This window comes from Comamonas sp. A7-5, assembly GCF_039581385.1.
Taxonomy (GTDB): domain Bacteria; phylum Pseudomonadota; class Gammaproteobacteria; order Burkholderiales; family Burkholderiaceae_C; genus Comamonas; species Comamonas thiooxydans.
Genome location: NZ_JBCPWO010000010.1, coordinates 116335 through 131534 on the forward strand (window position 1 = coordinate 116335; position 15200 = coordinate 131534).

Below are 15200 nucleotides of genomic sequence, written 5' to 3' on the forward strand. Positions count from 1 at the left end.
GCGCGGCCGCGCCCCAAGCTGCCCCGCCGAGGCCGAGGCAAAGGGGAAGTAATAGTTGTCCAAGCAGGTGGGGCATCTGTGTGTCTCCGGCGATTTTGAATGTTTGCCAAACTTTACTTAGCGCCCGCTTGCTGTCACAGTGGGTGAGAGATTGAAATAGCTTCAAGCAGAATTTGTAAATCCATGGACAGGCTTAGACTCATCACCACATTCATGAACGTGGCTGAGGCAGAGAATTTCAGCCGTGCCGCGCAATCGCTGCACCTGACGCCACAGGCTGTGAGTCTGCAAATATCACAGCTCGAATCGTGGTTGGGCGTGCGCCTGTTCCACCGCTCCACCCGCCGCATGGCATTGACGGAAGACGGCCGTGTGTTCTATGAGCGTTGCCGCGTCGGCCTTCAGTCGATCGATCAGGGCGAGCGCGAATTGCGCGACCGCGCAAGCGGCATCACCGGCTCGATCAAGGTGGCCTCAAGCCTGAGTCTCGGGCAGTTGCTGGTGGCGCCACTGCTGGCACAGTTCAATGAAAGCTATCCCGATATCCGCATCGAACTCGTGACACAGAACCCCTGGCCCGACACGGTGGACCTGGGTATGGATATCGGTGTGATCGGCGGGCCACTGCTCAACGTATCGCTGGTCGCGCGCAGAGTCGGGCGCTTCACTCACATGCTCTGCGCCGCGCCTGCCTATCTGGCTGCCAAGGGGACACCCAAGAGCCCGCAGGAACTGCTGCAGCACTGCTGCATCGGCCTGAGGCACCCACGCACCAACCGCATCTGGCCCTGGACCTTTCAATCGGCGCGCCGGCAGACGATGCTGGAGCCACCGTTCTCCTTCATCACGCAGGACCCTGCCGTACAGCGGCAGCTCGTGCTGCAGGGGGCAGGTATCGGCCAACTGACAGATTACTTTGCGCGACCTCTCATAGCCAGCGGAGCGCTGGTAGAGCTCCCCCTTGGCTACAGCGGCCCTCGTCTGGACGTGCATGTTTTCATTCCCCAGCGCGAACACACGCCCCGGCGCATCAAGTTGCTCAATGATTTCCTCTATGAAAGGCTCAAGCAGTTCTTTCACAGCTAAAACAGCTAAAGACGAAGGATAGAGGGGCCCTGGTCGATAGCGAGGGCCGCAGATGCAGGAGTGGGAGTACACCAGAATAGGTATCTGGCGCATCAATGCTTTGCACGCAAATGGTGAGTTCGGGCATGTTTCCCCGCTGCGAAACTCACGCGAGCTGGACACCTCTCCAGCCACCCATCAGGCGCACAACCGGGCTACCCCTGATGAGGCGTACTTTGCAGCATTGCCGTTTGCACAAATGCAGGCGGCATAACCCTGAGGATCTCGCTTAGCAACAGGGTTGAGTTGTTCAAAGGAATGGGGCCACTTCTCACGACGGCGGCGGCTGCATAGTCAACTTGTGCTGAACGGCACAGTAGCCTCCGAATAAGCCGCCATACCGCACTGGTCAGTCGATTACTCCGCCAGTTCCTTTAGGAAATTTCCGAATTTTCACTTTAATGCTGGATTTAAAAAAGAATCATTATTATTTGCGTTAATCTTGATTCTTGCTGATTTTGGCGTTACGGATTTTCCAAAATTGGGAGGGAAGCGATGAATTTTATGGGTGCCACCTGGGTTACCGGAACCTGGGAAAACATGCTAGTAGTGGGTGTTGCCTGGTTCGTGGTTTATTTCGCGCAGTACGGTGCCTACCAACTAATAAGGAAGTTATGGAAAAAAGATTGGGATAAAAAACCAAACCTATTAGTTTTTATATTTATGACATCTACTTCCGGTTTTGCCTCGTCCATGGCTGAGAAGTGGTTATTATTTTGAAAGGAAATGTGTGAGAGAACTAACTTGCAAAAGCAGCTCAAGCTGCGAACCCCTAGCATTGGTGAACGTTTGGCATAGTTCACCCCGTCATAAATGGTTCGGAGTTTTTCCAAGGCTAGGAATTAAGAAGGAGTTCATAGAAGCCGGATACATATCTAGTGGAGCAGTCGTTCTCGCTCAGCAAGCTCTGATCTTAGACAATCCTGCTGCAGCCTTCCTCAGAATCTCACCGGAAAATATCGCTAATCCGTGCGTGTCGGCAATGATCTGAGAGTGGCTGATCTCGCCTATAGATGTGCAGTCTGTTCCTCGTTTCGAGCACCTTGCTCGTCTTGCCAGTCAAAAGTCACTGACGGCGCTTGCTTTTAAACGGCCAATAGATAAAGAAACTATGAATATACCCTACATTCACAGCAGCCTATTTGCCGGTATCTTGAAGGAGTAAATAAATGGATTTTCTTGGCGCGAAATGGCATTTAGGTACCACCTCTCACTTCCTAGTAACACTTTCTATCACGCTAATAGTTTTCTTTATTATTTTTGGAGGTTATCAATTACTTGGGAAAATGCAAAAGAAAAATAGAAAAAAGGAACTCAACGTCGGTTTTTTCACACTGACTCTTGCAGTATCGGTTGTTATAGGCCGTTGGGCCGAAAAATGGATATTTAGTTGAAATGGAATTATTATGAGAGAGCTAACAATACAGGACTGTGAAGTGGTAAGCGGCGGCTTCGGCCCTGTGGGGGCTGGCATTGGTGCAGTGACGGGGGCTACGACATATATTGGTGCCACCATTGGTAGCGGTACCGGCTTGCTTGGCGGGCTACTCAACAGCACTGTTAAATCGGAATATTTACTGGCCAGCCAGTCCCAACGGCACAGTAGCCTCCGAATAAACCGCCATACCGCACTGGTTCAGTCGACTACCCCTCAGTTTCTGCATGAAATTTCCGACTTTTCACTTTCAATGCTAAATTAAAAAGAATCATTCTTATTTGCATTAAGTTTGATTCTTGCTGATTTTGGCGTTACGGATTTTCCAAAATTGGGAGGGAAGCGATGAATTTTATGGGTATCACCTGGGTTACCGGAACCTGGGAAAACATGCTAGTAGTAGGCGTTTCTATGTTCGTGGTTTTTTCCACGCTGTACGGCGCCTACCAACTAATAAGGAAGTTATGGAAAAAAGATTGGGATAAAAAACCGAACCAATTAGTTGTGTTGTTTATGACATGTACTTCAGCTTATGCCTCAGCCATGGCCGAGAAGCGGCTTTTGTTTTAAAAGGACTGCAATGAGAGAACTTACATTACGTGATTGCGAAGTTGTTAGCGGTGGATTTGGCCCCGCTGGAGCCGTCGTAAATGCTATAGGGGCGGGTGTGACATATACAACCCATTCCGCAGTTTCCGGGACGGGGTCGTGGGGGGCCTAGCCCTCGCTGTCGCAGGTGGCGCAGCTGTTGGCTTTGTCACTGGGCCTGCTGCTACGACCGTGACGCAGTTTGCGGCCAATATGGTTTTAAATTCTGTCGTCGGGTCCAACGTAGGACTGGCCACTGGCGCCGGACAAAAAATGCTAGACGAAGCGGGTACTGACTATAGCGGAACTAATTATCAATAATCAACTGTATTAATGGTTGACGTGTAGCAAACATATTATTTGCTACACGGTTTGAAGAATATATAAAATATCTTAGTAATATGAATTTAGAGCTTGGCATTTCCTCTTCAGATTTTCAGGAGAATTATTTTGGGGTAAAGCCGCTGCTAATCCGTGGCGCAGTTTCCCCCTCTTTGATTACCTGGCAAGCTGCAAACGAAGTTTTCGGACGCTGTGATGTCTTGTCTAAAGACTTCAAACTCTCACATGGAGGGCCGGTGGATAAGTCCCTGTATGTGGAGCCGTACATGGACATTGGCGTTCTTCGACACCGCCTTATCAAACCCGTGGTGTACGACTATCTGCGTGATGGATCCACTCTAATCGCCAATAAAATCAAGAATGAACCACTCATTGACTCGCTTGCAAAACAGATTTGTCGGTTTACGGGGCAGCAAGTGGTTAGTAGCATCTACGCTGCTTTCGGTACACGAGATTCCTTCCGCGCACACTGGGACACCCGTGATGTATTTGCAATCCAATTAATTGGCCGCAAGCGCTGGACTGTTTACGAACCATCGCTGCCCTACCCAATCTACACTCAGCAGAGCAAGGATTACGAGCACGCCTACCCTTGCCCGGACCAGCCTTGTATGGATTTCGTGCTTGAAGCGGGTGATGTGTTTTATCTGCCTCGTGGCTGGTGGCACAACCCTCTTCCCCTTGGCGAGCCGACATTTCACCTATCGGTTGGTACGTTCCCGCCACTTGCCCACAATTACCTGGCATGGGCCGTCGAACAGGCCAAGTCGTATGTGGAACTTCGGAAACCTCTTTCTGAGTGGGACCAGAGTCAAGACACCATCCAGGCAATGGCTAGCCACATCGCAGCCTTTTTAGCCAACTCCGACAATTACCGGAGGTTTCAGGATGAGCATTTAGCGGCTGCCCGCCTCGACTCGTCGTTAGCTATTGAGACTCTGGGCAGTCCAGGCGATACCACCCTGCCCGACGAGCAGCGCCTGCGATTGTGCGCGATTGCATTGCATGGTATGGATAAAAATACCTAATTGCAAACGGAACCCGAGTAGATTTCGACGAATCAAGTCTTTCAGTAATTCAGTCAATTGCTCATACGCCGGGAATTACAGTCGGTGAATTGTTGTCACAGCACCAAGCCATCGCACCTAAAAAGATTCGATCACTTGTCACTGAGCTTTGCCGCCAAGATGTCTTGGAACCCGTCTTCTAATCGGTGACGGGTATGGCTCCAGTCGATTTTTATCGAAAAGAGGCATCTTCTGCCGAGGTTGTGCCGTGGTTAGGAAAGATCATTCTGACCCGGCCATTATCGTTCACGATGCTTGTCACTCTCGCAGGCACCGTGACCGTCACGCTGTTTGCAATACTGATACTGGGGTCCTATACCAAACGGACAACGGTAAAAGGTCAATTGGTGCCTGTGGGCGGACAGATGAAAGTCTACGCGCTGCAGGCGGGCGTCATTCTAGAAAAATACGTCTCTGAGGGCATGACGGTAGCCCGCGGTGCTCCGCTATATAAGATTTCCAGCGAACGCTACGATGCCAACGCGTCTCCGGTGCAAGCGGAAATCAGCAGCCATCTCACGGACCGCCGCGACCTACTGACTGGCGAACTAGAAAAAGCTCGAAAATTGCATGCCGATGAGCGCGACACCTTGGTCAGAAAATTAGCCAGCATATCGCGGGAATCTAAAGCGCTGGAGGCCCAGATCGTCAGTCAGCGACAATTGGTTCACATCACCAAAGATGCTTCGCAGCGTTACCAGGGCTTAGTCGAAAAAGGCTACATCTTTACCGACCAATTTCAGCAGCGCCAGGCGGACCACCTCGCACAGATGAAGGTGCTTCAAGGCTTGGAACGAGAACTTGCCGCGCTAGACCAGCAACGCGTAGAGAGAAGCAACGAACTATCGGGATTGGATCTGCGGCAGGCTAATCAGTTGGCCGCAACAGATCGTCTGATTTCCGCCGTTAAGCAGGAACTTGCTGAAAGCGAAGCGCGAAGAACCGTGCTCATCCGTGCACCCGAGGCCGGAGTTGCGACTGCGGCCTTTGCCGAAGTCGGACACAGCGTTGACAGTGGGCTACCGCTGGTGAGCATTGTGCCGTCAAACACTCAGTTGGAGGCGGAACTGTACGCACCCAGCAAGTCCATCGGTTTCATTAAATCAGGTGATGCGGTCAATATTCGCTATCAAGCGTACCCATACCAAAAGTTCGGCATCTATAAGGGACAAGTCCTGTCGATCTCGCGCTCCAGCATTCCACCGGCAGAGCTTGCTCGCACCGTAAACGGAATTCACGGCATGGACAGCAGTACCGAGCAGCTCTATCGCCTACGCGTTGGGCTGTCGGCACAGGACGTCTTAGCTTATGGCCAGCCACGCCCCCTGCAAAGTGGCATGCACTTGGACGCAGACATCATGCAGGACAAGCGACGTCTCTATGAGTGGGTGCTTGAGCCGTTGTTCAGTCTTACGGGCCGGGTGTAGGAGAAGATATGTACGGATTCGATGCGCTCGCGTTGGGCTTTGGCCGACGCCTTCCTGTGGTTATACAAACGGAAGCGGCTGAGTGCGGGCTGGTTTGCCTAGCCATGATCGCCAGCTACCACGGATACCGCGCAGATGTGACGGAATTACGCCAGCGCTTCAGTGTGTCGCTCAAAGGCATGACTCTGGCGCAGATTATGCAAATAGCCCAGCAATTGAAACTAGGTACGCGAGCTCTTCGACTGGAGTTGAATGAGCTAGAAAATTTGTCGTTACCTTGCCTAGTTCATTGGGAATTTGATCATTTTGTTGTCGTCAAATCCGTTAATGGCCGGCACGTGGACATCCATGATCCAGCCTGCGGCGCCCGGCGCCCGGCGCCCGGCGCATGGCATTGAGTGATTTTTCCAAGAAATTCACAGGAATAGCCTTGGAACTGTGGCCGTCCGCAGACTTTCAGAAAAAAGAAGCTAAGCCCCGGATACGGCTGCTTGGTTTGATGGGGAAGATTAGCGGGTTACGACGCTCGCTAGGCCAGATTCTGGTCTTGGGCTGCGCGTTGCAGGCATTCACCCTCGTTGGCCCTTTTTTAATGCAATGGACCATCGACAATGTAATTGTCAGCGATGACCGCGGCTTGCTTAACACGCTAGTGCTAGCGTTCTCGGCACTGCTCATCTTGCAGATCGTGCTCGGCAGCGCCCGCGCTTGGGCCATGATTCATATGAGCACGCTATTTAGCGTTCAATGGCGAACCAACGTCTTTAGCCATCTTTTGAGATTGCCCAGCCAATATTTTGAGAAAAGGCACTTGGGCGATTTGGTCGCGCGATTCGGATCAGCCGATCAAATCCAGCAGACCCTTACTGCAAGCTTCCTGTCCGTCATTCTGGACGGGCTGATGGCAATCACGACAGTTACGCTGATGTTTGTCTTTAGCCCCCAGCTAGCAATGGTGGTAGTCGGTGCCATGACGATCTACGCCATGATTCGATGCGCCTGGTACACCCCGTTGCGCGACGCTACTGAGGAGCAAATCGTCCATGCTGCTCGACAGCAGACCCACTTCCTCGAAACAATTCGGGGTATCCAAGCAATCAAGCTTTTCCGTCATCTTGATCTGCGACGCTCAGCCTGGTTGAGCCTATTCGTTGAGCAGATGAACGCAGGCATTCGATCTCAAAAGCTGCAACTTTTTTACCAGCAGGCCAATGCGCTGCTATTCGGAGTTGAGAACTTAGTGGTGGTTTGGCTAGGTGCCACCATGGTGATGGACGGGGAGTTCACGGTAGGCATGTTGATGGCTTTTTATGCGTACAAGTCACAGTTCAGCGGTCGTGTTGGTAGCTTAATAGATCGTGTTTTCGAGCTGTTCATATTGCGCCTGCATAGCGAGCGCCTCGCCGATATTGCCCTTCATCCTCCAGAGGATGAGACGATTCAAATGGACCGCGAATCAATCGTAAATTTACGCGCAAATATCGAGGTGAAAGGTTTGAAGTACCGCTACTCGGACCAGGAACCTTGGGTGCTTGACGGGGTTGATTTCACCATTGCAGAGGGTGAATCCGTAGCGATAGTGGGACCGTCTGGTGGTGGGAAAAGCACCTTGTGCAAAGTGTTGCTTGGCATCCTGCCAATCGGCCAAGGCAGCATACGTGTGTCGGGGCAGGAAATTACGGCACTAGGAGTTGGCGCATTGCGCGACATTTCCGGCAGCGTTATGCAAGATGACGTGTTATTCGCCGGGACTCTTGCCGAGAACATCAGCTTTTTCTCTCCTGATTCCGACATGGTCTGGGTTATGGAATGCGCAAAAACTGCAGGCCTACACGACGATATTGAATGTATGCCTATGCGATACAGCACTCTGGTCGGTGATATGGGCGCCGCGCTGTCGGGCGGGCAGCGGCAACGACTGCTGCTGGCTCGTGCCTTGTACAAGCGACCCAAGATACTTTTCCTTGACGAAGCGACCAGCCATCTCGATACCGACTGCGAACGTCGAGTCAATGCTGCCGTGAGAGCATTGAAGATTACCTGCATTATCGTTGCCCATCGGCCTGAAACAATCGCCAGCGCCGACCGAGTCATCGTCCTCGCTAATGGCCGCGTCGCAGACCTGCATAGCCATAGTCCATCATCGAACCGGTACGAGGAGCAGCTTTCTTGCGTCGATTAGCTGTTCCCATCCTCTTGATTGCTACCGCTTGTTCTGCATCTATCTCTGCCGCCCACGGCGTGGGGTCAAAAGCTAATGCGATTGAGCCAATCCAGTTAGCGCTTGAACAGACGTTACACGCTGACCGTGATTCTTGCAGCAGAACCGGAAAAATAGCCACCCCGCTCGCCCTTGCTGAAGCAATAGAACGAAGCCTTTGTCATGACCCCACCCTACGGCAAGCGCTAAGCGGAGCGCAACTGCGTCTAGCTCAATTGGGCCGGAAACGTGCGGCATACCTGCCACGTATCGATGGCCAGTCCGTAAATTCATCGGGTCGTTCGGTGATCTACGAGGATGAGCGTGACCCAATGCGAACGAGCAGCCGGGCGCAATCGGGGGGTCTTAGTTTTAGTTGGGTTCTATTTGATTCAGGCCATAGGAAATCGGCACTAGATGGTGCGCGCGAGCTGCTTGCAGCCGCTAATGCCGACCAAAACGATGCAATGCAGCGTGCATTTTTAGACGCAGCTCAGCTGTATTTTGCGGTGCAAGCAGCGCATCGGCGTTTAACCGCGGCAGAGCAAGTCTTAGCCATGTCCAAAGAGCACTTTGTTGCGGCAAGCGAGAGGCATAAGGCCGGCGCCGCCGCATTGGCCGATCGCTATCAAGCACAGACTGCCTACACCCAAGCAAATCTGCGACGGTCGCGCGAACAAGGCGCATTAGTCAGCTCTCAAGGAGTTCTGGCCTTAAGAATGGGGCTGAGCGCGAGTGATCCTGTGCCCGTCATAGTCGACGAGACGAATTTGCAAACTCATCGTTACGTTGAGCATGTGGATGAATTGATTGCGGTGGCGCAGCAAAAACATCCGGTACTGGTAGCTGCACAAGCGCGCGTGGCTGCCGCTAACGCGGCCGTGGCTGAAGTTAAGGCGCAGGGTCGCCCGACATTGTCATTGACGGGAAATCTGAATAAAGCAAAAAATCGTATGACAGGCAGCGTAGGCGCTGAAAGCAACCGCAAGGAAAGCACGATAGGGCTGCAATTGAGCATCCCAATATTTCACGGTTTCGAGAAAACTTACCAAGTACAAGAAGCGCAAGCGCAAGCGGCCATTCAGATTGCGGCTCTGGATACACATCGGTTGCAAGTATCAACGGATGTGTGGACGCAGCACGCGAGTTTGAAGATGGAAACTGAGAATCTTTCACACACGACACAATTAGTCCAGCAATCGATGAAGTCCTTAGAGATCATGCAAGGTCGATACCTAGCAGGCGTGGGCAGCATGACCGATGTACTCAATGCCATGAGCGCCTATGCAAGCGCGCAAGAGCAACATATCGAAGTTACACGGAGTTGGCAGGTGAATCGCTTGAGTTTGGCAGGCAGTCTTGGCCGCCTGGGATTCTGGGACTTGGGCGACGAATGACTCTGCGGGTCACACACAATAAAGATCTGTTGCCGGCAAGGCTGTCCGCCATGATCTCTCGAGAGACTTCGTTCTTCGCGGGTCTGAAGCCCAATGCGCATAGGCCGGCGTGCAGGGGTTTGCTACATTGAACCCATGAAACATGCTTCAAGCCTGGCAGGGATGATGATCGTCGTGGCGGCAGCCGGTGGCTGCGCGCAGTCGGTCTCGGTCAATTTTGGCAACCCCTCGGAAGCCAACTGCAAAAAGCAGGGCGGCGTGCTGCGCACCGAGAAGGGGGCGGATGCTGATCGAAATACCTGCGTGCTGCCTGACGGCTCTGCTTTTGAGGAATGGGTGCAGCACGCGCGGCAGCCGCCCGCGAAATAGGTCTAGGCCCAGACCTGAATTCAGGCAGTGGCAAGGCGCTGCTCAGGCCAGAGCTGCCTTGATGCCGCGAGGCCTGGCAGGCGTGGAAGCTGGCTTCAATCGCGCAGCACCACGGAGTGCTCGAAATTTTCCGATATGGCCTGAGTGCCGTCGTCAAAGACCAGTACGCGCTCGGGCCAGCGCATGGCGGCGAGCTTGCTGCGCTGCACAGGGTTGTCGCCGCGCAGGCGGTCTAGCCAGCGGGCGCCCACCGAATAGTCCACGCAGAACACATTGCCGCGCAGGCCGTGCCATGACAGCGGGGGCGTTGCGCCAAACAGGTTTTCAAACTGCGAGCCATGCGCCGGTGCGTCAGCCGGGCGCAGGCGGCGCCAATAGTGGCCGACGATGACGGCGGGCGCTTCTTCATATTCATTCCACCAGCCCACGCGTTCGACAAAACGCCATTTGCCGCCCGCGTAAAAGGGGTTGCGGCATTCGCGCTCCACGCCGGCCGTCAGCACCTTCAAAGGGTTGACCATGGCCTTGTTGAGTTCGTTCTCGCTGTGCGCTTGCAAAAAGGGTGGCTCGTGGCGATAGTCTTCCAGGCTGTAGGGCCAGCTCAGTTCTTCCTGGCGCATGCGTTCGGCCACGCATTGAGCGACGGACTGTTCTTCGGCAATTGTCTCGAAGTGGTCGTAGGCGGCGCGTGCGCTGCCGCTGGGCAGTTGGCGAATCATGGCGATCTGTTCGGGCCTCCAGGCGGCGTGAACAATGCGCAGATCCTCACGCTCCAGTGCGATCGGCAACTGGCCGAGCCGCTCGAGCATGGCGGGAATCTGCTCGGCCGGCATGCGTGCAAAAGGCGCGTACTTGGGCTGATCGGAGTCGATGCGGCTATCGAAGAACCAGCCCGAGCCATCCTTGGCATCTTCGCGCAGCAGATTGATTTCGTGGTTGCCCAGCACCGCATGGGCCGTGCCCGAGGCCAGCATGGCGCCGACCAGCGCGAGCACGGAAGGGCTGTCCGGCCCGCGGTCGCAGAAGTCGCCGACAAACACCAGTCGCCGTCCTTCGGGGTGATTGCCCTGCAGGTCGTAGCCCAGATGGCCCAGCAATTGCACCAGCGCGGCGTATTCGCCGTGGATATCGCCGACGATATCGAGGGCGCCAGGAGGCAGGGGCTGGACTAGGCTCATGATGAAGGGCGATAGGCTTGCGGGTTTGGAGGGCTCAGGCTGCAGCAGGCTGCCTTGCCATTGTCATACGGCAGTCATGCAATGAAGCTGACAATTGTTGCAATGCAACACCGCGAAGGCAAGAGAGTTTTGTCTCTTGCCGGACTGCTGGCCGCCCCGTGCCGATGCGATCCCGCACGGCACGAGACAAGGGTCAGCCCCGGCGCTCGAAGCGCACAAAGCAGTAGGGCAGGCCATTGGCGGAGACATGCTCGCTGCGGCTCACGGCTTGCCACTGCTCGCCCAGCTCGGGGGCAAAGGCATCGCCTTCGAAGTCGCGGCCGATTTCGGTCACTTCCACGGCATCGGCCAGTGACAGGGCCTGGGCATAGATCTGCGCGCCGCCGATGACCCAGACGTCTTGCGAGAGCTTGCGGCCCAGCTCCAGCGCTTCTGACAGGCTGGCAGCGCGCAGGACCTGATCGGATGCCGGCTCGGCTTGCCAGTCGGCCTGGCGGGTGACGACGATATTGCTGCGGCCCGGCAGGGGACGAAAGCGCGGCGGCAGCGAGTCCCAGGTCTTGCGGCCCATGATGACGGCGCAGCCCCGGGTCAGTTCCTTGAAATGCGCCATGTCTTCGGGCAGATGCCAGGGCATGGTGTTGTCCTTGCCGATGACGCCGTTGGCTGCGCGGGCGTAAATGAGTTGAATGGCCATAGCTATCAATAAAGAAGCTGCTGGCGCTTGCTATTCATGGACTTCAGATATGAAAATATTTGAAATCGCAGGATGGCAAGCGCAAGCAGCTTTGATTTTTATAGTGATCCGGAGGGTGCAGCTCAGACCGCCACGGGAGCCTTGATGCCGGCATGGTGCTGATAGTCCAGCACTTCGAAGTCTTCGTACTCGTAGTCGAAGATGGATGCGGGCTTGCGCTTGATGTTCAGCGTCGGATAGGCGAAGGGCTGTCGAGACAGCTGGGTCTGCACCTGCTCGAAGTGGTTGTTGTAGATATGGCAGTCGCCGCCGGTCCAGATGAAGTCGCCCACTTCCAGGCCGCATTGCTGGGCCAGCATATGGGTCAGCAGCGCATAGCTGGCGATGTTGAAGGGCACGCCCAGGAAGATGTCGGCGCTGCGCTGGTAGAGCTGGCAGCTGAGCTTGCCGTCGGCCACATAGAACTGGAAGAAGGAGTGGCAGGGCATGAGCGCCATCTGGTCCAGCTCGGCCACGTTCCAGGCGCTGACGATGATGCGGCGGCTGTCGGGATTGCTCTTGAGCTGCTTGACGACTTCGGCAATCTGGTCGACATGCGTGCCGTCGGCCTTGGGCCAGCTGCGCCATTGCACGCCATACACCGGGCCCAGGTCGCCGGTTTGCTTGTCGGCCCACTCGTCCCAGATGGTGCAGCCGCGTTCCTGCAGCCACTTCACATTGCTGTCGCCGCGCAGAAACCACAGCAGCTCCAGAATGATGGATTTCAGATGCACCTTCTTGGTGGTGACCAGGGGGAAGCCTTCATTGAGGTTGAAGCGCATCTGGTAGCCGAAAACGCTGCGCGTGCCCGTGCCCGTGCGGTCGGTCTTGGACGCGCCGTGCTCGTACACATGGCGCATAAAGGTTTCGTACTGGCAGCGCACGGGGCGCAGGGTGCAGGTGCTGGAGTTCATGGTGCAAAAAGCGGTCAAAGACTGGCAAAGACTGGCTGTGCTGGCAGCGTACACAAGGTGCCGCAGCTCTTGAAGAGGGTGGGCCCCGAGGGCCGCGATAGCCGAAGTGTGCCACGTGCCGGAGCATGCCGAGTTGCCCGCTGTCAATGACCCGTCCTGCGGCCCTGTCAGTCTCAAATCTGCCGCAGCTGGCTTCACAATGTCATGGAAAACAACCGAGCCGAACAAGGAGAGTGAGTTCATGTCACGCAATTTTGTGAGCACTGCGGCTGTTGCGCTGGCGATTGCGGCCTTGATGGCTGCCTGCGACAAGACCAAGGCACCATCTCCCACCGCCGCTGCAGCGGATGCCCGGGCAGCGGCCGCTGCGGCTGCCGCCCCGCCCGATGCCATGCCCCAGACCCAAGAGTCCGCTGCCACGGCGCAGATCGAGGAGGCGGCCACGGTCTCCATCGAGGAAGTACGCGTTCCCCATGTGGTCAAGGACGGCGAGCCAAGCCTGGACAGCCTCAAGCCGCTGCAGGGCAAGTACCGCTGGGATGGCGTGGACTATGTGAAGGACGGCGTGCTGGCCCAGCGGCTGAAGACGCTGATGGGCGGCAGTCAGTACGAGACGCTGCTCAAGAATCTGCAGGCCCTGGGCCCGCTGGAGCCCTCTGCAGGGCTGCTCTATGTGATGGGAAATCGCCAGCATCAAGGGGGCGAGGAAATGGCAGCCGTGGTGATTGATCCTGTGCGCAACGGCTTGCGTGTCTGGTTGCTTAGCGAGGGCAGGCAGACCGTGTTCACCGATGTGGATGGCGCAGACATCCCCTGGCCCAGCGCGGTTGAGAACATGCTGCGCAATATCGTGGCCTCTCGCTAAAGCCCTGGTCAATGCAAAAAGCCCTGCACAGCAATGCAGGGCTTTTTTGTCGGCGATGCCAGGATCAGCCGCGCGTCAGCACCACGCCGGGGTTCATGAGGCCCTGGGGATCCAGCGCATTCTTGATGGCGCGCATCATCTGCAGCGCAACGGGGGACTGGTATTTTTCGAGCTTGTCCGTCTTGAGTGCGCCCACGCCATGTTCGGCCGAGAACGAGCCGCCGAAGGCGTCCACGGCCTCGTAGACCAGATGGTTGACCAGGGCTTCCTTGTCGCGCAGAAAGGCCTTGCCGTCCTCGCCCTCGGGTACTTGCACGTTGTAGTGCAGATTGCCGTCGCCCAGATGGCCGAAGTTGACCAGACGCACGCCGGGAATCTCGCGCTTGAGCACGGCGTCGGCATGTTCGACAAATGCCGGGATGCGCGAGGCTGCGACCGAGATATCGTGCTTGATGTTCAGGCCTTCCTCAGCCTGGGCCAGAGGAATGCTCTCGCGGATATGCCACAGGTCATGGGCCTGGGTCAGGCTCTCCGCCACCACGGCGTTGACCACGCAGCCGTCCTCAAAGGCCAGCTCCAGCAAGTGCTCGAAGCGCAGGCGCGCATGCTGTTCGGACTCGCTGTCGCTGTTCTCCAGCAGCACACAGTAGGGTGCTTCGTCGCCCATGTCGGCAAATGGCACGCGCAGCTGCGGCATGTGCTTGACGACCAGGCTCAGCGCAAACTGGCCCATGACTTCAAAGCCCGTCAGTCCCGCGCCCAGATGCTGGTGCGCCAGGCCCAGCAGGCGCACGGCAGCTTCCATGGACGGCACGGCGGCAAAGGCCGTGAGCTGGGCGGCCGGCTGCGGGAACAGCTTCATGGTGGCGGCGGTGATGATGCCCAGCGTGCCTTCGCTGCCGATGAACAGATCGCGCAGGTCATAGCCGGTGTTGTCCTTGCGCAGGCCCTTGAGGCCATCCCAGATTTCGCCCTGAGGCGTCACCACTTCCAGGCCCAGGCACAGATCGCGGGTGTTGCCATAGCGCACCACCTGTGTGCCGCCCGCGTTGGTGCCCAGATTGCCGCCGATCGTGCAACTGCCTTCGGCGGCCAGCGACAGCGGGAACAGCAGGCCTTGCTGATCGGCCAGCTCCTGCAGGTTCTGCAAAATGCAGCCGGCTTCAACGGTGAAGGTCAGATTGTCCTTGTCGATATGGCGCACGGCGTTCAGGCGCGTCAGGCTGAGCACGACCTGCCGGCCGCTGTCGTCGGGGGTGGAGCCTACGGAAAGCCCGGTATTGCCGCCCTGGGGCACGATCTGCACGCCGGCTGCGGCGCAGGCCTTGACCACGCCGGCCACTTCGGCCGTGTTGCCGGGGCGCACCACGGCCAGGGACTTGCCGTGTACGCGCTTGCGCCAGTCCTGTTCGTAGGCGCTGAGGTCGCCGTCGGTCAGCACATGGGGAGCGCCCACAATCTGGCGCAGGGATTCGAGCAAAGCGGTGGAAGTCATGACAAGCAGGCCGCAGCAGGGGCGGCAGAGAGGGGAGACAGACGGAAATCCTAAGCCACGCA

Annotated in this window: 14 protein-coding genes; 10 read left to right on the forward strand and 4 right to left on the reverse strand. The window is 56.2% G+C overall.

Going from position 1 to position 15200, the window contains the following annotated elements:
* Nucleotides 1-183: 183 nt before the first annotated feature.
* The 9 genes from AAIL67_RS17405 to AAIL67_RS17445 all read left to right on the forward strand — a co-directional run bounded on the left by AAIL67_RS17405 (nt 184) and on the right by AAIL67_RS17445 (nt 9950).
* Nucleotides 184-1086, forward strand: a complete 903-nt coding sequence (locus tag AAIL67_RS17405; RefSeq protein ID WP_003063765.1) for a LysR family transcriptional regulator — start codon at nt 184-186, stop codon at nt 1084-1086.
* Between the two features lie 534 nt (nt 1087-1620).
* The gene (locus AAIL67_RS17410) at nt 1621-1845 is read left to right on the forward strand and encodes a hypothetical protein (RefSeq protein WP_087866335.1); all 225 of its coding nucleotides are present in this window, start codon (nt 1621-1623) and stop codon (nt 1843-1845) included.
* 449 nt (nt 1846-2294) lie between these two features.
* Nucleotides 2295-2519 (forward strand): hypothetical protein, encoded by a 225-nt coding sequence (locus tag AAIL67_RS17415; protein WP_144267725.1) that lies wholly within the window; start codon nt 2295-2297, stop codon nt 2517-2519.
* Between the two features lie 1030 nt (nt 2520-3549).
* Nucleotides 3550-4518, forward strand: coding sequence for a cupin domain-containing protein (locus AAIL67_RS17420; RefSeq protein WP_343484459.1), 969 nt, complete (start codon nt 3550-3552; stop codon nt 4516-4518).
* Nucleotides 4519-4712: 194 nt separating this feature from the next.
* Nucleotides 4713-5984 carry an HlyD family efflux transporter periplasmic adaptor subunit gene (locus AAIL67_RS17425; protein ID WP_343484460.1) on the forward strand — a complete coding sequence of 424 codons (1272 nt, stop codon included), beginning with the start codon at nt 4713-4715 and terminating at the stop codon, nt 5982-5984.
* A gap of 8 nt (nt 5985-5992) precedes the next feature.
* The gene (locus AAIL67_RS17430; protein ID WP_343484461.1) at nt 5993-6382 is read left to right on the forward strand and encodes a cysteine peptidase family C39 domain-containing protein; all 390 of its coding nucleotides are present in this window, start codon (nt 5993-5995) and stop codon (nt 6380-6382) included.
* Nucleotides 6383-6576: 194 nt separating this feature from the next.
* Entirely contained in the window at nt 6577-8166 is a 1590-nt protein-coding gene (locus tag AAIL67_RS17435; protein WP_343484468.1) for a peptidase domain-containing ABC transporter, read from the forward strand.
* Nucleotides 8154-9581 carry a TolC family protein gene (locus AAIL67_RS17440; protein ID WP_080746896.1) on the forward strand — a complete coding sequence of 476 codons (1428 nt, stop codon included), beginning with the start codon at nt 8154-8156 and terminating at the stop codon, nt 9579-9581. Before AAIL67_RS17435 ends, AAIL67_RS17440 begins: the two co-directional genes overlap by 13 nt.
* Before the next feature lie 162 nt (nt 9582-9743).
* A complete protein-coding gene (locus AAIL67_RS17445) occupies nt 9744-9950 on the forward strand; it encodes a DUF333 domain-containing protein (RefSeq protein ID WP_034359314.1) in 207 nt (68 codons plus the stop codon).
* A 95-nt stretch (nt 9951-10045) separates the two neighbouring features.
* Here the strand turns inward: AAIL67_RS17445 and AAIL67_RS17450 are convergent, their stop codons facing one another.
* The 3 genes from AAIL67_RS17450 to AAIL67_RS17460 form a co-directional block, all read right to left on the reverse strand.
* The gene (locus tag AAIL67_RS17450; RefSeq protein ID WP_012839153.1) at nt 10046-11128 is read right to left on the reverse strand and encodes a metallophosphoesterase; all 1083 of its coding nucleotides are present in this window, start codon (nt 11126-11128) and stop codon (nt 10046-10048) included.
* Nucleotides 11129-11321: 193 nt separating this feature from the next.
* The gene (locus tag AAIL67_RS17455; protein WP_343484462.1) at nt 11322-11825 is read right to left on the reverse strand and encodes a dihydrofolate reductase; all 504 of its coding nucleotides are present in this window, start codon (nt 11823-11825) and stop codon (nt 11322-11324) included.
* A gap of 122 nt (nt 11826-11947) precedes the next feature.
* Nucleotides 11948-12778 (reverse strand): thymidylate synthase, encoded by an 831-nt coding sequence (locus AAIL67_RS17460; protein WP_034359309.1) that lies wholly within the window; start codon nt 12776-12778, stop codon nt 11948-11950.
* 241 nt (nt 12779-13019) lie between these two features.
* Between AAIL67_RS17460 and AAIL67_RS17465 the strand changes: the two genes are divergently transcribed.
* Nucleotides 13020-13643 carry a hypothetical protein gene (locus AAIL67_RS17465; protein WP_034382018.1) on the forward strand — a complete coding sequence of 208 codons (624 nt, stop codon included), beginning with the start codon at nt 13020-13022 and terminating at the stop codon, nt 13641-13643.
* Between the two features lie 64 nt (nt 13644-13707).
* Here AAIL67_RS17465 and AAIL67_RS17470 read toward each other — a convergent pair whose 3' ends face one another.
* Complete coding sequence (locus AAIL67_RS17470; protein ID WP_003063759.1) at nt 13708-15138, reverse strand: FAD-binding oxidoreductase; 1431 nt, start codon at nt 15136-15138, stop codon at nt 13708-13710.
* Nucleotides 15139-15200 lie beyond the last annotated feature (62 nt).